General features: G+C 52.0%; 16 protein-coding genes. 3 read left to right on the top strand and 13 right to left on the bottom strand.

The genetic code is table 11. The annotated features are described in order from the left end of the window. Positions 1-38: 38 nt before the first annotated feature. A complete protein-coding gene (locus tag CYPRO_RS05865) occupies positions 39-500 on the top strand; it encodes a cupin domain-containing protein (protein WP_114985717.1) in 462 nt (153 codons plus the stop codon). 165 nt (positions 501-665) lie between these two features. Here the strand turns inward: CYPRO_RS05865 and CYPRO_RS05860 are convergent, their stop codons facing one another. After that, positions 666-2,660, bottom strand: coding sequence for a DEAD/DEAH box helicase (locus CYPRO_RS05860; protein ID WP_114983719.1), 1,995 nt, complete (start codon positions 2,658-2,660; stop codon positions 666-668). A 45-nt stretch (positions 2,661-2,705) separates the two neighbouring features. Beyond that, entirely contained in the window at positions 2,706-5,837 is a 3,132-nt protein-coding gene (locus tag CYPRO_RS05855) for an AsmA family protein (RefSeq protein WP_114983718.1), read from the bottom strand. A 98-nt stretch (positions 5,838-5,935) separates the two neighbouring features. Here CYPRO_RS05855 and CYPRO_RS05850 point away from each other — a divergent pair, with 98 nt between their 5' ends. After that, entirely contained in the window at positions 5,936-6,790 is an 855-nt protein-coding gene (locus CYPRO_RS05850; RefSeq protein WP_114983717.1) for a hypothetical protein, read from the top strand. Between the two features lie 421 nt (positions 6,791-7,211). On the opposite strand, the gene CYPRO_RS05845 is transcribed toward CYPRO_RS05850, so the two are convergent. The 11 genes from CYPRO_RS05845 to CYPRO_RS05790 form a co-directional block, all read right to left on the bottom strand. Further along, complete coding sequence (locus CYPRO_RS05845) at positions 7,212-8,915, bottom strand: TlpA disulfide reductase family protein (RefSeq protein WP_114983716.1); 1,704 nt, start codon at positions 8,913-8,915, stop codon at positions 7,212-7,214. A gap of 209 nt (positions 8,916-9,124) precedes the next feature. After that, positions 9,125-11,146, bottom strand: coding sequence for an ABC transporter substrate-binding protein (locus CYPRO_RS05840; RefSeq protein ID WP_164682577.1), 2,022 nt, complete (start codon positions 11,144-11,146; stop codon positions 9,125-9,127). A gap of 101 nt (positions 11,147-11,247) precedes the next feature. Beyond that, positions 11,248-12,798: a glutamine-hydrolyzing GMP synthase gene (gene guaA / locus CYPRO_RS05835; RefSeq protein WP_114983714.1), complete on the bottom strand. Its 1,551-nt coding sequence runs from the start codon at positions 12,796-12,798 to the stop codon at positions 11,248-11,250. A gap of 142 nt (positions 12,799-12,940) precedes the next feature. Continuing rightward, positions 12,941-13,321: a glycine cleavage system protein GcvH gene (gene gcvH, locus CYPRO_RS05830; protein ID WP_114983713.1), complete on the bottom strand. Its 381-nt coding sequence runs from the start codon at positions 13,319-13,321 to the stop codon at positions 12,941-12,943. A gap of 10 nt (positions 13,322-13,331) precedes the next feature. Beyond that, positions 13,332-14,681, bottom strand: coding sequence for an acetyl-CoA carboxylase biotin carboxylase subunit (accC, locus tag CYPRO_RS05825; protein WP_114983712.1), 1,350 nt, complete (start codon positions 14,679-14,681; stop codon positions 13,332-13,334). 7 nt (positions 14,682-14,688) lie between these two features. Beyond that, a complete protein-coding gene (gene accB / locus CYPRO_RS05820; RefSeq protein ID WP_114983711.1) occupies positions 14,689-15,183 on the bottom strand; it encodes an acetyl-CoA carboxylase biotin carboxyl carrier protein in 495 nt (164 codons plus the stop codon). Positions 15,184-15,207: 24 nt separating this feature from the next. After that, complete coding sequence (gene efp / locus CYPRO_RS05815) at positions 15,208-15,780, bottom strand: elongation factor P (RefSeq protein ID WP_114983710.1); 573 nt, start codon at positions 15,778-15,780, stop codon at positions 15,208-15,210. Between the two features lie 206 nt (positions 15,781-15,986). Beyond that, positions 15,987-17,348 carry a sodium-dependent transporter gene (locus CYPRO_RS05810; protein WP_114983709.1) on the bottom strand — a complete coding sequence of 454 codons (1,362 nt, stop codon included), beginning with the start codon at positions 17,346-17,348 and terminating at the stop codon, positions 15,987-15,989. 576 nt (positions 17,349-17,924) lie between these two features. Next, positions 17,925-19,967, bottom strand: a complete 2,043-nt coding sequence (locus tag CYPRO_RS05800; RefSeq protein ID WP_240644870.1) for an alpha-amylase family glycosyl hydrolase — start codon at positions 19,965-19,967, stop codon at positions 17,925-17,927. Between the two features lie 23 nt (positions 19,968-19,990). Further along, a complete protein-coding gene (gene metG, locus CYPRO_RS05795; protein WP_114983706.1) occupies positions 19,991-22,033 on the bottom strand; it encodes a methionine--tRNA ligase in 2,043 nt (680 codons plus the stop codon). A gap of 343 nt (positions 22,034-22,376) precedes the next feature. Further along, complete coding sequence (locus CYPRO_RS05790; RefSeq protein WP_114983705.1) at positions 22,377-22,919, bottom strand: TrmH family RNA methyltransferase; 543 nt, start codon at positions 22,917-22,919, stop codon at positions 22,377-22,379. Between the two features lie 277 nt (positions 22,920-23,196). On the opposite strand from CYPRO_RS05790, the gene greA reads away from it, so the two are divergent. Next, positions 23,197-23,673, top strand: a complete 477-nt coding sequence (gene greA / locus CYPRO_RS05785; RefSeq protein WP_114983704.1) for a transcription elongation factor GreA — start codon at positions 23,197-23,199, stop codon at positions 23,671-23,673. The last annotated feature ends 96 nt before the right edge of the window (positions 23,674-23,769 follow it).

The raw sequence follows: 23,769 nt of genomic DNA, 5'->3' as shown, positions 1-23,769 counted from the left end.
GCGCATTAGCTTTTACTTTGCTGAAAATTGAAAAATCCATGAAGAAAAATTCCAAGATTATCCGCCGCTCTCCTGAAGGTTGGGAAGGCATTGAAGCCAAAACCTACAAAACAGCGGGAACCAATTTCAAAGACATCACCCGCTTTTCCCTACTTGGCGAAGGGGAGAACGAGTACGAGCTGAACATGCAAACCCGCGTGTTCCGGGTCGAGGCGGGCGGATACTCCTCCCTGGAATATCACCGGCACCCGCACTCGGTCATGATCATTGAAGGCAGCGGCTCTATGATTTTGGGAGATGAAGTTCATCCGCTCAAAACCTTCGACGTTGTGTACATCAGCCCGGAAACCTTACATCAGTTTCACGCAGACGCCGGCGAGCCCCTCAGCTTCATCTGCATTGTTGACCGCTACCGGGACCGGCCCGCCGTTCCGGACGCACACATGGCCGATGAGCTCTTAGGTAAAGAGACGGAAGTAAGAAAAAAAGCACGCCTTTGATGGTTTGGGGCTTGGGGCTTGGGGCTTGGATGGCAAAATTCAAAACAACCTGCCCTTCCTGCAAGTCAATCTCCAAACCTTGGTGATATAATTACCTCCCGTCTTCCGTCTTCCGTCAGCGGTCAGCGGTCAGCGGTCAGCGGTCAGCGGTCAAAATCGGCAAGCTCACCTTTTTTTGCCTGTAATTTTATTGACCCGCAGTTTGTGCAGGAGGTTTCCTAAAAACTTACCGTGATAGACCCGGCGAACGTGATCCATATCGGCCAACACAACCATGTGCTTTTTGGCCCTTGAAAAGGCAACATTGAGCAAACGGGGTACGCTCAGCCCGTTCTTGGTTTCATCGAAGGGGCGGACCGTAAAATGGCGTCGCGGCTGGGTTTCACCGGCTCCGCTCATCACCAAATCAAATAAGATGGCTTCCTTTTCACGCCCCTGAAAGGTATGGATGGTTCCAACTTCTACCCCGCTGAAATTACTGCTGTACAGCTCACGGCGGTAATCCCAAACAACACTGCGAAAGGGTACAATGATACCAATTTGCGACGGATGCAGCTGCTCTTTCTGAACCAGTCTTTTCACCAGCTCCATTACAAGGTCACGATGCACCTGATTAACCGGACGAAAGCCATACTCTGATTTCGGGGTGTCGATCCAGGGGCCGTAGCGGGTTGTGTTGACGAGGTGCACGCTTACGTCGCTCTTGTCTTTTTGCTGTGCGTCGCGGAGCGTGAGCTGTTGTGAGGGCGCATGGATGATGGCGTTGGCCTTGCCCGATTTGAGACGCCCGTCGTAGAAGACTTCGCTAATGACTTCCGCCAAATCGTCTTCAAGGCGGTATTGGGTATCAAAAAAACAGGTAATGCCGGGGTTCTGATCTTTCCAGACAAAGAGCTGCTCCATGCTGTCGGCTTCGGAAGCCATGGTGTACACGTCTTTTTCCAGAAAGTCGCGGTGTTTGCGGTTAGCTGTTGTGGCAATGGGCGGCAGCTGCATAGGATCGCCGGCAAATACGATATGCGCTTTGCTTCGGCTCGCAAGTACCAGAATGTAGGGGATGCTCGCCATGGAGGCTTCATCAATCACAACAGCGTCGAAGTTCAGCGTAGGCAGGATATCGGAGGTGCACACCCTTGCAAGGGTCGTTGCGATGAGTTTTTTGCGTACCAGCTCACGGTAGCGCAGCTGTTCCAGCTCCGAAGCCACGGCTTCAGCGGCACTTTCGCCCGGCTTGTCTTCCAGTTGCAGGGCAAGCATGTCGTATTCATTCTGAAGCTTCGCAGGCATTTTACGCCCGCTTTTTTCCAGCTTACTCCGCATTTCTTCCAGCATTTTCAGCCTGAGCTGCTGCGCTGAGTCGAGCGTCTGACCGATAATCTGACGCCTGCGCGCGTCGAGCTGTTCATCAAAACTCAGCTGTGCAAGGAGCTCATTTTCAAGCGCGGCCTCTCCGAAGCGGGTAATGCGTTCGGGCTCAACCCGAAACTGAAGCTGCTGCAGGGCCTGCATAACGCTTAGCAAACCCACATCTACTGCGCGATTGGTATTGGAGGCAAACAGCACCTTTTTCCCGGCTTTCATGTAGTTGGCCACGATAAAACCGAGCGTTGCTGTTTTTCCGGTACCGGGCGGACCCCATACATAGGTCACGCGGTTGTCCATCGCTTTTCGGATGGCCTGCTGCTGCGCCTCGTTCCGGTAGCCATCATGCAGGATTTCGGCTGATTCCGCTTCACCGCTGAGCGCTGAGCTGCCGAAAATTTCGGTCAGGCGCTCAATCTGTGCCGTATCCCCTGATTCACTCAGGAACTCGAGCTGCTCAAGCGTACGCTGCAGCACGAAGTCGTTCACCCATTCTACCTCACCCTGAATGAAGGGCTCATCCGGACGTTTTTCAAATTTGATAACAATGTGCTTTTCATCTATTCGCACAACTTCGCCGGAAATCGGCGGATCAGCGGAAATGAGCGCGAGCTCGTCAACATGCTCAAAAGAGGGGTTCGAGCTTTCAAAGCGGTAGGTGAAGTCTTCCTCGTCCTCTAAAAACTCAGGTGCCGTGAGCACATCCCTCCGGGGATGCTGCTGCACGGCATGTATTTCGTCCTGCACGGCCGCAATGGCTTCTTTGAGGAGTTTCCTGACCTTTTTCGATTCGCTCATGTATAATTCTTTTCTGTTTTCCCCTTTTGGACGGCCCCGCCTAGCTTAATTTCCAAACAAATTCCGGAGGGTGTTTCGGACCGCATCACCAGCCGCGTCCCGGAGAAATTCGGTGACCGCACGGGTGATTTCTTCGGTATCCGGCCGCACCTGAGGCGAATCGGTCGTGCCCCGGATCAAAAGCGGGATGGGGATGTTCCCATCATCGCGGGTAAGCGCACGAACGCCGTCCCGGGTAATAACCGGTTCGAGAACAGAGCCCAGACGTCCGGGCAGCACAACAACCGCAGCATAGCGGATGGCGTCGGTTTCAAGGTTCTGCGTGCCGTTGAGTTCAAGCCCGATATCAGCTGATGTCAGATTCAGGTTGCTCAGGGTCATGACGCTGTTTTCAATGGTAAAGCTCGAATTGAGATCGTCGAGGCGTACATCCCGCAGCTCATCAACCCTCAATAGATTGGCGATTTCCAGCTGCAGCGGATGGTTGCGCATGCGCGTGCGCTCCATTGAGAAGGTTCCACTCGACTGCATGGTCGGAATGACCGGATCGAGAAACACATCCATTTCGCTGAAGTATTCGATGGAAGTGCTGAAGGTTCCTGAAAAATACTCGTGCAGGTCATCCATGCCCGCTGGCTCAACTTGTCTGAAAAAGTCTTCGGCTGTGAGTCCCTGAAGCGCCCCGTTAAAGGTGATTTTGGTATTCTCCGGATCGGGAACTTCCCAGATCAGATTGCCTTCGGCTGTTCCGCCAAAAACCCTGGCCGCAGCGTCCACAATGCGGACCTCAGCGTCTGTGGTATTGACCTGACCGGCAATTTCCGTGATGGGGACGCCGAGGAAAATCAGCTCCCCGATTTCTACGTCCATGTTCATCGCAAGTCGCGGGAGGTGTACGGGGAAGGGCTCCGGTTCTGCGTCTGGCGGCAGCGGCTCCCACTCCCACAGCTCATCCACATTGAGGACGCTGGATTTGAAAGTTGCGTTGAGGGTAGCAAGATCGGGGGTGCTGTCGTCAATCAGACGCATGTAGTGGCGCAGTTCGCCCGTAAAGTTAAAGTCGGAGGCGCCCATCGTCATTTCGAAGCGCCGCAGTTCTACGTGCTCCTGACTGAACACGAGATTGGCGTTCGGGATGCTGACCGGCTGAGGAAGCGAGTCGCCCGCAGCGGCAAAATCAGTTAACCGGAAAAGCCCGATGAAGGTCAGGTCTTCGGGCGTCATGGGTGGCCCTATAACCTGAATATCGGCATTGGCACGGCCCGAAATTTCGCTCAGATACGGCTGCAGGTCCACGAATTCCGGCAGCTCGCCCAGGTTAAATTCTCCGGCAACGGTGAGGTTGATACGCGGGGTGTCGGTGAGGAAATCATTAACGTCCCCGTTTGCCCTAAAGCTGCTGCCGCCAATACTGACGGTGCTGTTTGCGATGCGCAGGCGATCACGGGTGAGGCTTGCTTCAAAACCGATCGTATCAAGCGGCTTGGGCAACAGGTGATAGGCAATGGCACCATCCTGCAGGCTCATCTGACCGGTAAGGGTGACGTTCTCCGGATCGGCAAGGAGGCCGGAAGCGGAGCCGTCAAAACGGAAGATGCCGCTCATGCTGAGCGTGTCTTCATCAATCGGGACGAATTTTGGGATGGAGGCGAGATCGGTAAATATCTCGGCGTTGAAGTCGAAGCGGGTGCGCGCTTCGTTGAGGGGCTCGCGAATGGTGCCGCTTGCGCGCAGGGTGTTTTCAGCTGCCCGCGCAGCAAAAGAGTCGATGGTGACAAGCTCCTGCGTCGCATTCAGCACTACGTTAATGTCGCGCACCGGCTCATCGAGCTCGATGTAGCGCACAAGGCCGTTTTCCAGGCGCAGGCTTGCGTCGAAGCGGGCGTTTTCCGGATCCGCAAGCAAGCCGTTTGCGTTGCCGTTCATGGCCATTTTTCCTTCAAGCTCAAATTCATCAACCGGGTAAAAATTGCGGATGGTGCCCAGATCCAGATCAAGGTTGAAGGCAAGATCGAAATCGGCTGTGTCTTCGAGGGGATCATTGATGAAACCGCTGACCGACAGGCTATTGATATCCGCGATGGCTGAGAAGCGCTCAATCACGACGCGCTCATTCCGGGCTTCAATCCTTATGTTGATGTCTTCGATGGCGGAAGCGACGCCCGGGTAGCGGATGAAGCCGTCGTCGACCCCTATAACCATTTCGAAATCGGGCACGAGATCTTCGCCGAGGCGGCCGCTAATCTGCCCGTTAAGCACAAGGGAGCCGCGGGTTTCTACGCCGCGAAGGTCTTCCTGAAAGCTGTCGGGCACGAGTTCAAGAAGGGCACCGAAGTCGTCGGAGGAAGAACGAAAGGCAAGCTCGAGAAGCACGGCTTCTGAGGTATAATCAGCGATGAGGCCTTCGAGATCGAGATCAAGCCCGCGGATATTCAGCGTTCCGGTTTCAATGGTGAGGCGCTCTCCTGCAAGATCGAGTACCGACCGCTGATTCAGGCTGAAGGGCAGGTCCGTGAGAAAGGTATCGCCGCCAAACACTACGCTCAGGCCTCCTACGCGCGCGTCGACATCGGTGGTGATAAACTCCCCAAGGCTGATTACTACATCGGCTTCAAGATCGTGCAGCCGCACATCTGTGTTCTCGCTCAGATCCTGAAAGATGATTTCAGCTCCCCGGATGCGCATGGATTCGAGGTCAATTTGCGCGGTTGAGTCCTGCGCTTCCGGTGGAAGTGCTTCATCTTCCTCTTCAAAAAGCGCGAGAAGGCTGTCGATGTTGGTCGTGCCATCTTCAAAAACCACATAGCGGAGCTGCGGATCGTTAACATCAAGCCGGGAAACCCGCAGGTTTCCGGAGAGGAGCGGGAACAAATCTACGACAAGTATCAGCTCCCCAACCCTGGCGATGGAGCCGTGCTCCGGGTTGTCGGCCCCGAGTATGTCGGGCGACTCGGTATCGGGAAGGTCGAATCCCTGAATGACAAGCCCAAAGCTGGGGAAGGTGCGGAACAGCGTGTACGACATGCGGTCGACCTGCACTTCGCGGCCCGTCATTTCATTGATGGTGGGGAGAATGAGTTCCTTGAGACGCTCATCGGTGAGATAAAAGCTCAACGCTATTAAAAAAACGGCAATAAGCGCGATGAATGCGCCAAATATTTTGAGGAATAGTTTCATGGGTAGGAGCTGCCTGAGTTATATGTTGCCTGGGATCATAATGCATACAAAAATACGCATTTTAGGCCAATGTTGCGGAAAGACGGTGAAGGTGGCAGATGCATTTTTCAGCGGCGCAATCGCTGGGGCGTTCATCAGCTAAAGCGAGGGAAAACCGGCCTGTGGTTCCTGTGCTGAAAATTTCCGACATAACATACAGGACTTTTCCTGTATCTTCCATGACCCTGCAATCATCCGAATGTGCAAACTTTCACCCCAAAAACCCTTTTCAAATGCCCCCTGCAAAAAGAACCAAAGGCGCCTGCTCGTTTTGCGGCAAAGAAATGACGCGTGCAGGTATGCTGAAACATCTCGATAGCTGTAAGAAACGTGCCTTGCAAAATAAAGAACGGAATGCGACGTCCAAACCAAGCATGAACCTTATTCAGCTTATGGCATACTATCCCTACACTTCTGAGTTCTGGCTGTATCTGGAAGTCAAAAGCGCAGCAACGCTTAAGGATCTGGATTTTTACCTGCGGCAGATTTGGCTGGAATGCTGTGGTCATCTCAGTCAATTTTGCCACGGAAGCTATTATGGTAACAAAATTCCCATGAGTTCAAAAGCGTATAAGATTTTTGAACCGGATACCGAGTTGTTTTATGCCTATGATTTCGGATCAACAACGGAGCTGAAAGTTAAAATGGTTGGATCGCGAAATGGAACACCGCTTTCAAACAACCCGGTTTACCTTTTGGCCCGTAATAATATGCCTGACGTGCCCTGTGACAAGTGTGGCAAGCCAAGCGGATGGCTTGATTTGGAAGCCCTTTATGAGAATGGCGAATTTGTGACCCTGTGCGATGCACACAACGCAGGCAAAGCGGAAAGCGATTATGGCGAAAGTCAGCTTTTTAATTCCCCCAGAACCGGAACCTGCAGTTACGATGGTCCGGCTGTGCCACCTTATTAACCCGCATTATTCACCATTAAACAGAATCTATTTGCTAAACATCAGATTATGTTTGGCTTAGCACAAAAATAAGGCAGGCTAAATTTAGGTGTGGTGTAAAGACGGCACACCCAGCGTAGCGATTCCCACGAAGTGAAATTAGCCCACTGGCGGCGTTGAAGCTGTATTTCAGCTCATCAGGTCTGATCGAATCAGCTGTCACATCTGCGTCTTTGCTCCCTGCGGATGCTTTGGAAATAATGCGTTCGGGCTGTGAAGCGTAATCTGCCGCCCTTCCCAAAAAAAGCAAGGGATTCAAATTATGATTTGGGAGCGCTGATCTGCCACGAAAGACCGTGATGCTCTCGGAATTTTCCCCAAAAAAACAAGTGAAGACCTGCCCGGGAAGTCATAAGGCAGGGTCACGTGGGCATCGCGGCGCTTACCGCAGCTCGTAGCGGTAGCGAACCCCGTCTTCTTCATGTTCGAAACGTTGCAGAAGCGGGAGGTTGGCGGCTTCGCCGTTTATGAAAATGCGCAATTCGAGGGCATCTTTACCGGTTTCAGCGAAACGCTCAGGATCGGTCGTGAGGCCGCGCACCCAGCTCCCGTTGTGCTGATACAGCGGGATTCGGCTCTGAAAGGGTAAACCGCCTCCCTGCACTTCTACCGTGATAGTTTTGGAGAGTGCTTCGTCGCTATCCGCGCCGTTTGTTTCGGCGAGGAAGCTTGAAATGAGTGCCTCGGGGATTTCAACCAGTACCTCGCCCTCGCGCAGGCGGTCGGCGCGTTCGCCGTCGAATCCCAGCTCCGCTGCAAGCCTGGTCTCCAGGCTGAAGCCGCGAACGGATTGCTGCACGATGACGCCCTCCGGATCTATCAGCATGGTTGTGGGCCAGGCGCGGATACCGTACAGCTCGTTGAGGGCGTTGCTCTCGGAGCCGTGACTGATGAGTTGCGGCCATGTGATGCCCCATTCTTCGGAAAAGCGCGCGAGGGTTTCGCGGCTGTCGTTTGCGATACCGATAAACTGAAAGCCCGGGCCTTCGAACAGGCGCCAGGCCTCAATGAGGTAGGGCATTTCGGCGATGCAGGGTCCGCACCAAGTTCCCCAAAAGTCAAGGAAAACCCAGTTACCGAGTTCGTCATCCAGCGAGATCAGTTCGCCCTCTACCGATTCCTGCTCAAACGGCAGTGCCCGGAGGCCTATCTGTGTGCCGCGCAGCTCAGCGAAGGCCGGCATTTGGCGGAGCAGGATTTCGGAACCGTCGAACGCAGCATCTGTGAACTGCCAGAACTCCCCGTTCAGGTCGGCAAACTGCCCGGGTTTGATTTCGCTACTCCAAGCCTCTCCCTCCCGACGGACCTGAACAATATCACTCTCGGCGGCAAAAACGGGACTCATAAAATTATTGTGTAGGGCAGCCTCCCAGACTTCCCCCTTGAATTCGAACGAGCCAAGATGATGCTGATAATACCCGTAAAACAGGGGCACACCTTCAAAACCCGGCATCTGAAAATCTTCCGGAATATTAAACCTTATGAAGCTTTCCATTTCTTGCACAATTCCGTTTCTGAAGATTTCAAAAGTCACGGGCAGGCTCAAAGGCGCAGACTCCTGATCTGACATTCCGAAGACTGGCACCTGAAATATTTCGGCATTTTCAAAGGAATAAGGTGGCTGATTGCTGTGCATAAGGAAAGTGTCACCCGCCTCGTCTTCCCAAACAAGAATAACTGTGTGGAGATTGAGATACTGATCGGTGAGGTCTGCCGGGTTGGTCCCCCAGTTGTTGAGGGCGCGGTGCACAAAAGCGGAGTCAAGCGCACCGGAAGTGTAGGACTGCCAGGCATGCTGCACGAAATCATGCGTCATGTGCATCACGTGGTACTCTTTATCGCGCAGCTTCTCCGGAATAGCCTCGGGTTGGGGATACGAAACAGCCCATGGGTTTGACTCCGGAGTTGGTCTTAATATTCCCGAGATGGGCATCAACCCTCCGAAGCCTTTCTGTGGCTGCAATGTGATCCGGATTTCGTCCGGGGGTTCGCTTAAGGTGGCCGCTGCACAGGGGATAGCGCTAAGGCTCACCACAAAAAGAAACAGGGAAAAGTTGGATAGAAAGTTTTTCGCAAATGCAGGCATGGAGAACAATACCAAAGTTTTTAGTGGAAATTATTTGAAACAGGAATAATATCGAACTCCTGCAAAAAAAGGTTGTTCCTATCTATTATTTTACACAAACCTTTGAAGACAATCAAAAAAGCACAACTATCCGGTCAGCCAGAAACCGACAGTTTACTGTTTCATGGTCATAAGCATGCCTTGTGCTTTGTACTGCTAAAAAGTTTTATCTACTCGAAGTCTTCAATCCGGTAGCCGCGGATCATGAAGGGGATTTCGGCGGGTTCGAAGTGTTGCAGGAGACGGAAGAGCTCGGCTTTTCGCTCGTCTTCGGGCTGTACGCCCTGACGCACATGGCTGTAGTAGGCCTGCAGTATGCTGTCGGGGGAATCTGTTTCGGTGAGTTCGGCGAGGAGGGTGCTTATTTGTTGGGCGGCTTCGGTGAGCTCGGTGGGGTCAAAGAGCGGTTCGGGCGCAAGCTGCATGCGGGTGAAGCCGCTTCGCTCGAACTGCAGGGGGATGAGGGCATTGTTGATCTGACTGTTGAGGAAGTCGAACCGCTTGCCGATGCCCCGGTAGCCTTCGTGCTGCCGGACGGTGGTTTTGAGCTGTTCGGGGTTGCCGCTGTTGGCGAGCAATTGGGTGATGAAGGTGCCGCTGTCGTAGCCGATGGTCGCAAACATATCAGGGGATGAGCCGAAGGCATTCCGGAAATCCATGCTGAATACATCGGCAAGCGGATGTTCGGGGTCTTTGTCGAAGACTTCGCTGTACACCAGGCGGAACCTGCGGGCTGCCTGTTGGTTGAGGTTCATGCCGCCGACTTCCTGGGAGCCAATGACCTGCACGTTGCTGCGTAAGGCCATGAGCTGTGTCATCATCAGTTCAAATACGGTGCGGCCTGCGCTGCCGGTGACGGGCATGAAGAGGGCGTCGCTTTGCGTCCAGGTCAACAGGAAGTCTTCCAGCTCTTCTTCTTCCAGGTTGAGGAGCATGGGGTCGCTGGTGAAGAGTTTGCTGTATGGACTCATGTCGAAACGCTGGTTCTGGAAGTCTTCGCGGATGAAGTACGGGATTTCAGCGCCGAGTTCGCGGGCCCGCTGCCGGAAGGCTTCGGCTTCGGTTACGCCAATGGAGTTGGCGTCGACAAGTATGCTGATTTTGCGGTGTCCGAGATGTTGCACGGCGATTTCAGCCATGAGGCGGCCCCTTTCCCGGAAGGTGGGGTTCATCTGGAAAATCCAGGGGTTCTGCGGGGTGAGGTCTTCGGAGTTGGCGAGGGGTGCCATGACGGGGATTTCGTAGGCCTGTCCGATGCGGGCAAGTACGGCGGCTTCATCGCTGAAAAGGGGGCCGAAAATCATATCGGGCTGCCAGGCTTCTGCCTGCGCGGCAATGGTGCGGTAGAAAGCGTCGAGGCGGGGTTCGTCTTCGGGTGCGTCTTCGGGCGGGGTGTTGTCGTAGAGCCGCAGGTCGATTCGGGTATCCGATTGGGTGCGGTTGTACTCGTTGACGGCAAGCTGCAGTCCGTTGAACATGGCACGGCTTACGCCAAAGGCGTCGTGTGCACGATCCTGTTGCGGGAGCACAACGGCGATGCGGTACACAAATCCTTCCGGCACTTCGTACTCGGTGAGGCCGTTTCGGACGGTCCGGCCGCTAATATTTCGGGCAATGCGGTTGTCGAGGCGGCTGCGGAGGGCGTTGGTTTCCTGCCGGCCCAGCCCGAGCTGCATGGCTTTGGTGATGAGCTGCCGGGCTTCATCGCGGGGGTGCACGTCAATGCCGGTTTCGAGTAAGAAGATGCGGGTGGCGTTATCCGTGGTTTCGTCCAGGGCCTGCAGACGCTGACGGAGGGTGAGGAAGCGGGCCCATTGCTGCGCGGTGCCGGAGGCCTGTTCGGCAAGGGCGGGATCAAAGGTGTGATTTAGCGTTGTGAGCAACTCCAATGCGGGACCGTAGGCGCGTTCGGTGAGTTTGACCAGGGCCAGGCTGTAGGTCGCTTCTTCGGAGAGCTCTCCGAAAGACTGACTTCGCACGCTTTCCAGCACGTCGGTCGCTTCCGCGAGCCTGTTGAGCTGAAACAAGCTGTTACCCAACATCAGGCGGGCTTCGGGCATATCGCCGGCTTCGCGAAAAGCTTCGGCGGCCCGCTCAAAGTTGAGTGCGCGGTAGTGGTTCATCCCTTCGGAAAACCGTTCTTCGGATTCCGGGAGGTAGGTTTGGGCCGCAAGCGGAAGCTGCAGACCCATGCAAAGAACAGCTAAAGTGAAAAAAGTTTTGTACAGTACAGACATTGAACTACCCTAAAACGGGGTTTCTGGATGCAAAAAATATGAAGAAGCGGGCGGGCTTATTCCCACTCGATGGTTGCGGGAGGTTTTGAACTTACATCATACACCACGCGGTTGATGCCCTTCACTTCGTTGATAATGCGGTTGGAAATACCGGCGAGGAAGTCCCAGGGCAGCTGTGCCCAGTCGGCGGTCATGCCGTCAACGCTGGTAACGGCGCGGAGGGCAACCGTGAATTCATACGTCCGCTCATCCCCCATCACGCCAACGCTCTGCACCGGCAAAAGTACAACGAGCGCCTGCCAAACTTTGTCGTAGAGGCCGCTTTCCCGGAGCCCCTGAATGAAGATGGCGTCGGCTTCGCGCAACAGATCAAGCTTTTCTTCACTGAGGGCGCCGAGTACGCGAATGCCAAGCCCGGGACCGGGAAACGGATGGCGGTTGATAAATGAGTCGGGAATACCGAGGGTGCGGCCTACAGCGCGCACTTCATCTTTGAAAAGCTCGCGCATGGGTTCGAGGAGCTTCAGGTTCATTTTTTCCGGAAGCCCACCCACATTATGGTGCGATTTGATGGTTGCCGAGGGGCCTTTAAAACTCACGCTTTCGATGACATCGGGATACAGTGTACCCTGTGCCAGCCAGGTAAAGCTTTTGTCGTCGGCTACTTCTTCATCAAATACATCGATGAAGGTGTTACCGATAATTTTGCGCTTTTTTTCCGGATCGCTTACCCCGTGCAGACGCTTCATAAACAGCGCCCGGCGGTCAACGCCGCGCACCGGCAGTTTGAGCACATCGCGGTACATGGAGAGTACTTCTTCGAACTCATTTTTCCGGAGCAAGCCGTTATCAACAAACACGCACAGCAACTGATCGCCTATGGCCTGGTGTATGAGGCGGGCTGTAACGGTGGAGTCCACGCCGCCTGACAAGGCACAGATCACTTTGTCGCTGCCAACCTGTTTGCGGATGTTAGCGATGGTTTCTTCTATGAAGGAGGCGGGTGTCCAGTCGCCTTCGAGGCCGCAAACAATGCGGGCAAAGTTGGTGAGAAGGCGGGCACCGTGCTCGGTATGTACCACTTCCGGATGAAACTGCACGCCGTAGATGGGTTTGGTCTGATGCCGTGCCGCAGCTACCGGGGCGTTTGAGGTGTGCGCGATCACTTCGAACTGATCCGGCAGGGCGTTGAGCTTATCCCCGTGACTCATCCAAACCTGAGAGGTTTCCGGCAGACCGTCAAAGAGCGGGCAGGCGGTATCGAGGATGAGTTCGGCGCGGCCAAATTCGCGCTTGTCGGATTTTGAAACGCTGCCAGGTTTCTGCGTGTGCGCGATGATCTGAAGTCCGTAGCAAATGCCAAGCACCGGCACATCCCACGAAAAGATGTGTGTATTCAGATGGGGAGCCCCTTCATCGTTTACGCTCATGGGCCCGCCGGAAAGGATGACCCCCGACGGCGGAAATGAACTGAAAGCGGTGAGGTCGGCATTGAAGGGATGGATTTCACAATACACATTTATTTCGCGTAAGCGACGGGCGATGAGCTGTGTGTACTGCGAGCCGAAATCCAGAATGAGAATCCACGAATGTTGGGTGCTAATCATCAGCTGGGGGGACTTCAGGTATTGGGGTGAATGGGGGAAAAACAGCGCTTCACAGAACAGCAAAACCCCGCACTTGCTCAATGCGGGGTTTTGCGCAGATTATGCAAAGCTGAAATCAGAAGGCATGGATAGCGCCGACGGATCAGGCGATAATTTCCTGATAGGCTTCGGCGTCCATGAGGCTGTCAAACTCGGACTCGTCGGACATTTTGATTTTAACCAGCCATCCGCCTTCGTAGGGTTCTTCGTTAACGATTTCAGGATTATCGGCGAGGTTTTCATTGTGCTCGATCACTTCACCCCCAACGGGCATGAATAAGTCGGATACGGTTTTCACCGCTTCGATGGTGCCGAAGACGTCATCCTGATCGTAGGTTTCGCCAATATCGTTGAGCTCAACAAAAACGATGTCGCCAAGCTCACTTTGGGCGAACTCGGTGATACCGACCGTCGCGGTTCCGTCACCGTTGTTCCTGACCCATTCGTGTTCTTTGGTGTATTTAAGTTCTGCGGGGTATCCCATAATGCAAGTTTTAAGGGTTGGGATTGTATTTAAATTCTTTTTCGAGGAAATGCGTGTTGAATTCACCGCGCAGGAAAGCGGGGTGATCCATGAGCTGAAGGTGATACGGGATGGTTGTTTTGATGCCTTCAATCACGAATTCTTCGAGGGCACGCTTCATGCGCGCAATAGCCTGCAGACGGTCGGGGGCACTCACGATGAGTTTTGCAATCATCGAGTCATAGAAAGGCGGCACCACATAACCGGAGTAGGCGTGTGTATCAACGCGCACACTGTGACCGCCGGGCAGGTGGAAAGCGGTAATCTTGCCGGCAGATGGACGGAAGTTGAATTCCGGATCTTCGGCGTTGATGCGGCACTCAATTGAATGACCGCGCATTTTGAGCGGTTTGTGCGCAAGCGGTTCCCCGAAGGCGACTTCAATCTGATTCTTGATGAGATCGGCATTGGTAACTTCTTCCGTGACCGGATGCTCTACCTGAATCCGCGTATTCATCTCCATGAAATAGAAATCGAGGTTTTTATCAACCAGGAATTCAACCGTACCGGCGCCTTCGTAATTGACGGTTTCGGCTGCACGAACAGCCGCGTCACCCATTTTTTCGCGAAGCCAGGGCTCTACGATAGGGGAAGGCGATTCTTCCATGATTTTTTGGTGCCGGCGCTGCAGGGAACAGTCGCGTTCACCCAGGTGTGTGATATAGCCGTGCCGGTCGCCAAGGACCTGAATCTCAACATGTCGCGGGTTTTCGATAAACTTTTCGATATACACTTCGGGATTGCCGAAAGCACTGCCGGCTTCCTGCCGCGCGGAATCGAAATTACGTTTGAAGTCCGCCGGATCCTGTACGATCCGCATGCCGCGACCACCACCACCGGCTGTTGCCTTAATAATGACGGGGTAGCCAATATCTTTGGCAATGGCTTCGGCCCGCTTGAGGTCGGAAATATTGCCATCACTGCCCGGAACAACCGGCACACCATAGTTAATCATGTGTGCTTTGGCCGTTGACTTATCGCCCATCGCGCTGATCATATCCGGCGATGGCCCGATAAATTTAATGTTGTGCTCTTCACAAATCCGTGAAAACTCCGCATTCTCAGCAAGGAAGCCGTAGCCGGGATGAATCGCTTCGGCATTTGTGATTGCCGCCGCTGCGATAATGCGCTGAATTTTGAGGTAGCTGTCTCTCGAAGCCGGGGGGCCAATACAAACTGCTTCGTCAGCGAAACGCACGTGCAGGCTGTTGGCATCAGCTGTAGAGTAAACGGCTACAGTCTTGATCCCCATTTCCTTGCAGGTACGAATTACGCGCAGCGCAATTTCGCCTCTGTTCGCAATAAGAATTTTCTTAAACATGGTCCGATCAGTTGGTTTCGATGATAAACAGCGGCTGATCAAACTCTACGGGCTGCGCATTGGAAGCCAGGATTTTCACCACTTTACCCGATACTTCGCTTTCAATTTCATTCATGATCTTCATGGCTTCGACAATACAAAGCACATCGCCTTTTTTGACGGTGTCGCCGACTTTTACGAAGTCAGGATCATCGGGAGAAGGAGCTGCGTAATAAGTGCCGACAATGGGCGACTTGATGGTCTGCCCGCCTGTTTCAGGGGCTGCAGCCTCTTTAGCTTCGGGGGCAGCGGGAGCCTGTGCAGCGGGTGCAGGAGCAGCGGCCGGAGCCGCAGGGGCAGTTGCGGCGGGAGCAGCGGTATAGATCACCTGTTCGCGCGGGGCTGGGGCAGGCTCAGCATATTTTTTCACCTTAACTTTAAGCTCGCCTTCTTCAATTGAAACTTCATTCAGCTCACTCGAATCAATGAGTTTGAGCAGCTTTTCGATTACTTTTAAGTCCATAAGTAAGATCCGTTTTTAAGATGGTTAGTTTTTTGCTCTTTCAAGATATGTGCGGGTACGGGTATCAACCTTTACAAGCTCGCCTTCACTAATGAAAAGCGGCACCTGTACAACTGCGCCGGTTTCAAGGGTAGCCGGCTTTGATCCTCCTTGTGCAGTATCCCCTTTAACACCCGGATCTGTCTGCGTTACGGTGAGCGTAACGTGATCTGCCATTTCGGTAAACAGAATTTTGGAGGCTTCTGCATTGATACAAACCGTCACTTCCTGACTCTCCTTCATAAATTCAGGTCGGTCTACAATTTCAGGCACAAGCGCAATTTGTTCATAGGTTTGCGTGTGCATGAAATGATACAGACTACCATCGAAATAGAGAAACTGATACGGGTGACGCTCAATGCGAACCGATTCCATGGTTTCACCCGAACGGAATGTTTTATCAATAATTTTTGCAGTTTCAACGCCCTTCAGCTTGGTACGGACGAATGCAGGTCCCTTGCCCGGTTTTACATGCTGAAATTCAATGATGTTATAAAGCTGATTGTTAACGATGATGGTCATGCCGTTTCTGAAATCAGCAGTCGATACTTTAGGCATAAATGAACAGTAAAATGTGGATGTTAAGCGGCAGGTTTTGCGTTCCTGAGGCCTTAATTCCGAAGAGAACCGGCATATGCTTTTTCTCTGCAAAACGGCCTCAGGACGTAGGCAGACCCCGAACTCGCAGGATGCCGATTATAGCTGACCTGCCTTAAAATTGGCAAATAGCGCTTATCATCCAAATTTAAACTCTTTTCAGTAACTCACCTAATGATATTTAGCACGGTCGTTACGAATACGATACCGATCAGAACCGGGCAGACGTAGCTGATAAAAAAGGACCATGTCTTAACCAGACCAGAGTTAGCTGCACCCGGGAATCCGCTTTCAATCTCTGAAATGGCATTTCCGGTTTTCCAGATCCAGGTCAGGAACAGACAGGTCATAAGTCCGCCGAGCGGCAGACCGATTTCATTGAAAATAGCTACAAAAATATCGATCAGCCCAATATCAAAGGAAATGATGATGCCGAAAAACAGAACAACTCCGCCCACAATGAGGGAGGCCTTTTTGCGCGAGATGTTGTGCTCATCAATCACATAAGCGACCGGCACTTCCAGCAGCGATATGGCGGAAGTGAGGGCTGCAAGACCCAGCAACAGAAAGAAGGAAAGGGAAATGAACAACCCAAAGCCTCCGCCAATGTTCTCAAAGAGCTGCGGCAGTACCGTGAATACCAGCGTAGCTGAGGAAAGCAGGCTGCCGTCTTCCCCAAAAATCTGAATCCCCTGATTCAGCGCAACATACATGGCGGGAATGATGAGAAGCCCGGCAATTAGGGCGATAAAAATATCCACGACCGTTACCAGAGCCGCTGATTCAACAATATTCTGATTTTTCTTCAGATAAGAGCCGTACGTGATCAGCGCGCCCATCCCCAATGATAGAGAGAAAAAGGCCTGCCCCAGCGCCGAGAGGGTCAGATCGATGCTGATTAAACTGAAGTCCGGCAAGAGGTATCGCCGCACACCTTCTGCACTCCCTTCAAGGGTCATCACATAGCCGGCCATGAGTACGAGCATTAAGAGCAGGAAAGGCATGAGGACTTTCGTAGCCCGTTCAATCCCGTTGCTGACGCCCCCGTTGATAATCCCTACGGTGAACAGCATAAACACAACGGTGAAGACCGCGTTTTTGGGACCGTTGGTGAGGTCGCCAAAAAATTCAGCCAGGCCCGTATTTCCGGCAAAGCTTGAAATTTGTTCAAATACGTAGGCAAGGGTCCATCCGGAAACAACCAGATAGAAGGAAAGAATCATCACCCCGCACAAAACACCCCAATAGCCGATAATGGCTCCAAAGCCGCTTTTATCGAGCTTTTTAAACGCACCAACGGGGTTCTTGCGGGTATGCCTGCCAATGGTCAGCTCCGCGATCATCACCGGTAAGCCGATAAGCAGGCAGCAAATGAGATAAACCAGAATGAAGGCCGCTCCACCATTGTCTGCAACCTGTGTGGGGTAGCCCCAGATGTTACCTAATCCTACAGCTGAGCCTGCCGCAGCAAGAATGAAACCCAGTTTGCTGTTCCATGTACCTCTTCCGGAAGTTTGTGTCGTTGCCAAAATAGAGTCAGTTAGGTTCTGTGGTAGTTAGTGATTAAGCCGCATGATTCACGAAACCGATACATAAATCAGGGTTAGTGATTTATAATCAATATTTTATGCCAATGTCAGGCTGAGCTGAAATAGGTTGCATTCATAGCGTTGCCAAATTTCCCCGCTGACTTAGGTGAAGCTGAAAAACCCATGCTTTGCTTACGTGGGTACCCTCAGCTGAGCTTTCAGTTTAGCCGTGCCATCAGGATTTTTTTTTGTGAATCATGCAGCTTAACGCGCTGTCCGGCAGACGATCACAAGGCCGGACTTTTGAAGTTCCCAAAAACTATAAAAAAGCTGAAAAATCAAAGCCCCACCGAACTTATTTATCCTGTAAAATTCAGCATTCGGTTTTCAGCGCTAACTGCAAGCGGGAAAAATAACATCACCCCTTCACAGTGAAAAAATCCCCCCGATCTCTGCCACCCTAAAATTCCTTCCCTAAGGACTGTCCGTTGCTATGAATGAAGGAAAAGCTAAACAGCTCAGCTCATTAGTGTACCGCGCGGAGTTGGCTGTATTGCTAATGTTTGGGTGTTGCGCTTATGAGCGTTTTTTTCTCAGGATGTATCCGGCCGTCGGTTCAACATTCAGATATTCAGCTACAACATCAAACCCGTCGTTGCCGGCTATATCAGGCGATACGACAACTTCCCAAACACCTGCCGGCAGATGAATGCGGTGTACGCCGTGCAGATTCCCGTTTAGCGTGATGATATAATCGTAAGGGTCATTGCTGCCTTCACCTTTAATTTGCAGGGTTACGTGCAGGCTGTCGCTGTAATTCCAGAAAATCAGATCGCCGGGTTTGGCCTTGCGCAGCGCCGGAGCGGACAGCCGCAGCGCAATCAGCCCGCGGTAGTACGATACCAGCGCGGTATTTAAGCGGGCGTGTGAAAAATCGAGATAGTTGGTCGCGTTATCTTTCTCATAGCTGTTATGGTCGAGCCGGCCCGCATACGGATCTTTGATATTCGGCATGGGCTCTACAACTTTTGTTCGAGCCCACTCCTGACCTGCGTGAATCAGCGGGACCCCCTGAGAAGCCATCAGATATAGCGCGGCAAGTTTGGCCGTCCGCAGTTCTGCGGGACCGAGCCGCGCGATCTCATCCCGGTCGTGCTTTTGGTCGGCTTTGGATGGATTGAGCCCGATACGGATAAAATCACCCAGGGTGTACCCGTCATGGGATTCCAGATAGTTGACGGCGTGTGCGCTTGTATGATAGCGCCCGTTGCTTCGGCCCAGTAAGGTACCGGCCAGGAAATTTTCGAGCCCTTCCCGGGAGCTTTCCCAGTGCCAGTGCCCGAAAATAAAGCCCTTGCTGTTTTTGGGATCAGAGCCCTTCACACCGTTGCGGATCTGATCATTCCAGGAAGCCCAGCCAATATTGGAAAACCCGACCGGGTCGTATCCGCCCCCCCATGGCTCTGCAATCAGGACGACATTGGGGTTTATTTTTTCCGCTTCCTGCCGTATCAGCTGCAGGGTTTCGCGGTCAATAAGGTTCGCCAGGTCAAACCGGAAGCCATCAATATGGTACTCCTTCATCCAGTATAAAATGGAATCGACAATCAGCTGACGCGACATCGGGGCTTCCGTTTTAAAATCGTTGCCGCAGCCGCTGTGCGAAAGGTAATGCCCGTCTTCGGTTAGCCGAAAGTAGTACGATTTATCAATCAGTTTGAAAGGATTGAGATCGTACTGCGAAACGTGGTTAAACACCACATCCAGAATAACCGTGATATTGTTTTTGTGAAGCGTTTTGACCAAGTTCTTAAGCTCCCGCGCCGCCTTGTTGTAGCGACCGGTAACCGCACCTGGCTCGATACCGCCATCCGAAGCATAGATGGTTTCAGGGGCAAAGAAGAAGGATGTCATATAGCCCCAGTAGTTGCGGCCATACACATTCCAGGTATTTATGATTCCATCACTGATCGGCTCGTTGTGTGGCGGCTCGAAGTAGGCAAATTTGTGCAGCGGCAAAAGTTCAACCGCATTCACGCCCATCTTTTTAAGGTGATTTATCCCTCCTGTCGCTTCGGGGTCAGCGAAGCCGCGGTAGGTTCCGGGCCAGCGCGAGCCTGCACTGGAATGGCTTGTAAGGTCTTTGATGTGCGCTTCATAAATCACCAGATCACGGATGTCATCGGGTGATACAAATGAAGTGCCCTCCCAATTAAAAGGCTCTTCCGCAGTGATCAGGCTTCGGGGGTGCTGCAGGTAATGGTTGCGTGCCACAACGGCCTTGCTGTAGGGATCAGCAATCACAAAATCAGCATTACGCGAGCGGTAAAAGAATTCATCAGCCGGGGGCTGAATGTGATACCCGTAAAGCTTTCCCACAAAATCACCTTCAAGGGTGATTTGCCAAATGTCATCCCCATTGGGATTCATGGGGTACCTTTTGCCTTTAGTCTGCTCGTAGCTGTCAAAAATTTCAACCGTTACCGCGCGGGCCCTTGGGCAAAATAAGCGGAATTCGGTGTGCGATTCGGCCGGGAAACATCCGAGTCTTGGACGATTGGGCGCTTTTAATAAGAGTGGGGGCTGATCAGCGGAGACTGTTTTACTGCTTTGCGTCATTTCAAATGCTGCTGGTACTTCTTCTAATTTATGCATGAACCGGGCGCGGCTTTGGTTTCAACAAACCGAAGTCCGTCCTTCGCGTCGTGCGCCATCAGTATCATGCCCCTGCTTTCAATACCCATAATTTTTCGGGCTTTTAAGTTGGCAACGACGGCTACCCGTTTACCAATAATGTCTTCCGGCTTGTGATATTCCGCAATCCCGCTCACAATGATCCGCTCTTCGTACCCAATATTGATCTTGATTTTGAGTAGTTTTTTGGATTTGGGGACTTTCTCAGCTTCCAGAATTTCGGCAGCCCGGAGATCAAGTTTCAGGAAGTCGTCAAAAACGATGGTGTCTTTTTCAGCTTCATACTCTTCTTCCGGCTGCGTGCCCGTAACAGCGGCGGACTTAGCTTTCAGGAGCTCCGTTTGATTTTCGATGGCTTCATCCTCGATTTTTTTGAAAAGGATTTCCATAGCGGAAATTTCCTGTCCGACAGGAATCATGTCGGGTTTGACTTCCTCCCACAGCATGAGTCCGTTGAAACTGAAGTTGAGCGCAGCCTTCAGCTTTTTGCAGGCATCGGGCAGAATGGGCTCAAAATACACCGATAAAGCGGCTACGACCTGCGCGCTCACGTGAAGGGTGTTGCCGCAGGCATCCATATTGGACTTGCGGGTATGCCAGGGCTCGGTTTCGGTGAAATACTTGTTCCCGGCCCGCGCAAGGCCGATGGTAAGCTGTGCCGCTTCCTTAAACCGGAAGCGCTCATACGCTTGGGCAATGCGTGCACCGGTAAGCCTGATTTCATCAAGCATGTCCAAATCCTGAGACGTTGGATTTATCAGTGGTGGCATTTTTCCGTCGAAAAACCGGCCTATGAAGGAGAAGGTGCGAAAGACAAAGTTTCCGAAAACATCGGCCAGATCATTGTTAATCCGGCTTTGAAAGTCTTTCCACTGAAAGTCGCTGTCTTTGGTTTCCGGCATGGTTGCGGTAAGCGCGTAGCGGAGTAGATCCGGCTCGAAATGTTCCAGGTATTCATGCAGCCAAACCGCCCAGCCGCGGGATGTGCTTAGTTTTTGATTTTCGAGATTCAGGTACTCGTTGGCAGGCACATTTTTGGGGAGCACGTAGCTGCCGTGCGCCCTCAGCATCACCGGAAAAATAATGCAGTGAAACACAATGTTGTCTTTTCCGATGAAATGTACAAGCTCGGTATCTTCATCCTGCCAGAACAGCTTCCATCCTTCCGGATCACCGATTTGCGCAGCCCATTCAACCGAAGCGGAGATGTATCCGATAGGGGCGTCAAACCAAACGTAAAGGACTTTTCCATCAGCTCCTTCGAGCGGAACCGGAACCCCCCATTTCAGGTCACGGGTAACTGCGCGGTCCGTCAGTCCGGAATCAAGCCAGCTGTTGCACTGCCCGAGCACATTGGTTTTCCAGTCCGTCTGATCGCTTATCCATTCTTTGAGCCAGCTTTCATACTGACCCAAGGGGATGTACCAATGCTCGGTTTCCCGCATTTCAGGCACTTCACCGCTCAGCATGCTTTTGGGATTGATGAGCTCGGTCGGCGACAGCGCAGTTCCGCATTTCTCACACTGATCTCCGTAGGATTCCTCGTAGCCGCACTTGGGGCAGGTCCCCTTTATGTAGCGGTCGGCAAGGAACATGCCGGCTTTTACGTCAAAATATTGCTGCTCCGTTTTCTTAACGAACACCCCTTTTTCATAAAGTGTCTTGAAAAACCTGCGGGAAAAATCCCGGTGTGTTGACGAGCTTGTGCGGCCGTAATAATCAAAGGAAATGCCGAAATCTTCGAACGCCTTCTTATTAATATTGTGGTAGCGGTCAACGATTTCCTGCGGTGAAACGCCTTCCTTATCGGCTGCAATGGTAATGGGAACGCCGTGCTCATCAGAACCACAAATGAACAGAACTTCGTCGCCGGCAAGGCGCTTGTAACGGGCGTAGAGATCAGAAGGCAGATAGGCGCCAGCCATGTGCCCAAGATGGAGCGGGCCATTGGCGTAAGGAAGGGCGGCGGTGACAAGAATTCTTTTTGACATAAATGGTTATCGGAACGAATATTCTATTTGAAAATGGCCCCTGTTTCAGGGTTCCGCGCTCTGGATGAAAGGGAAAAAATAATAGGGTGTTAAAGAAATACTACGGCAGATAAGTTGTAAAAATCAGTCTGACTATCAGCTTACAATGAAGGTCAAAATGCATTCATTTCACTGCTTTTATAAGCTAAAGCAAGGGGGGTTCAAATTGCTTGCACAAGTTCTGCAGAGCACTACTGATTCTTACCAACTTATTTATTTGTAAAATACACTCAATTGTGCCAAGGAACAAACGACGAGCCCAGCGACAGACACGGTTGGCCTGCTGCGTATCATACGCTTATCCTTATTTTTTTTCTGAAGTAAGGAGAATGTGATAGAGTACCGTACCTACGCTGACCGAAACATTGAGAGAATGTTTAAATCCGAACTGCGGAATCTCAAGACACTGATCGATCAGGGGAAGAAGGTCTTCATCAAGACCAGTTACTTCATTGCCGAAAAAGAATATGGTTTTGTCATCAGACTCAACCCTGAATGCCGTTAGAGATTCCGACTCATGGGTCTGCTCTATACCGATTAGCCTAACTCCGTTCTGCTTTGCCTGCTTCAGATAGGCTACGGGATCTTCGATGTAAAGCCAGGGCACGGTTTCTTCTGCCCCAAGCGCGGTTTTGGAGATTTCGGGGCGGGGCGGCCGCGGGGTATATCCGGAGAGATACAGCTGCCCGCACCCAAAGGCGTCGCAATTCCGAAATGCCGCCCCCACATTATACATGCTCCGGATATTATGGAGCCATACACCGGCATTACGAAGCTGCTGTGGCGGAGTCCTTTGCTGGTTTTCAGCCAGAATCTGACGGGTCGTTCTTTTTTGATATGAGCGCATACCTAATGTTATGGGCTACATTCATCAAAAAAAAGCTTATATTTAGCCTTCTATCGGGTTCCGTACAGTTTCAGTTTGCGGTGCCCGATATTTTTTTATGATTTGTGAGGATACGTGCAAAACCTGATCTTTTCATTATCGGTTTACTGCACAAAACCACCCTGCCCTCTGAATATACAGGACAGGGTGGTTTTTTTAGTGACCTGACCCGGCAAGTCATAACAAGCATAAGTCACGATTAATTAATCACCTATCTACCAATAACTTTTTTCATACTGTGAAAGTAAATCATTTATCAAAAGAAGGCTATCAAAAGCTCAACGATGAACTGCGTCAGCTCAAAACAGATGGTCGCAAACAAGTGGCTGCGGACATCGAAGAAGCGCGTTCCAAAGGCGACCTGAGCGAAAATGCTGAGTATGATGCAGCAAAAGAAGCACAGGGGCTGCTCGAAAAGAAAATTGCCGAACTGGAAAATGCGCTCGCAAACGCCCGCATTATTGATGAAAAAAACATCGATGCTTCAAAAGTCTATGTGCTGTCAACGGTGACCATCCTCAACAAGAAGAACAACAAAAAAAGCACCTACACGCTGGTTTCACCACAGGAAGCGGATTTCAACACCGGAAAAATTTCAGTCGAATCACCTATCGGGAAAGGACTTCTCGGCAAAGAAGCGGGTGATGTCGTAACGGTTAAAGTCCCGGCCGGGATGCTCGAGCTCGAAATTCTGAGCATCGAACGAATCAGCTAATCACAAAGGGTGAAAAGCTCCCCTGTTTTCTTTAGTTTAAGCCCGAAATCTCGGGTTACTTTGAAATAAACATCAAGTCTCACTCTGACGAAATCC

Source organism: Cyclonatronum proteinivorum (assembly GCF_003353065.1).
Taxonomy (GTDB): domain Bacteria; phylum Bacteroidota; class Rhodothermia; order Balneolales; family Cyclonatronaceae; genus Cyclonatronum; species Cyclonatronum proteinivorum.
Note: the sequence above shows the minus strand (reverse complement) of the source record. Positions and strands in the feature narration are given on the sequence as shown.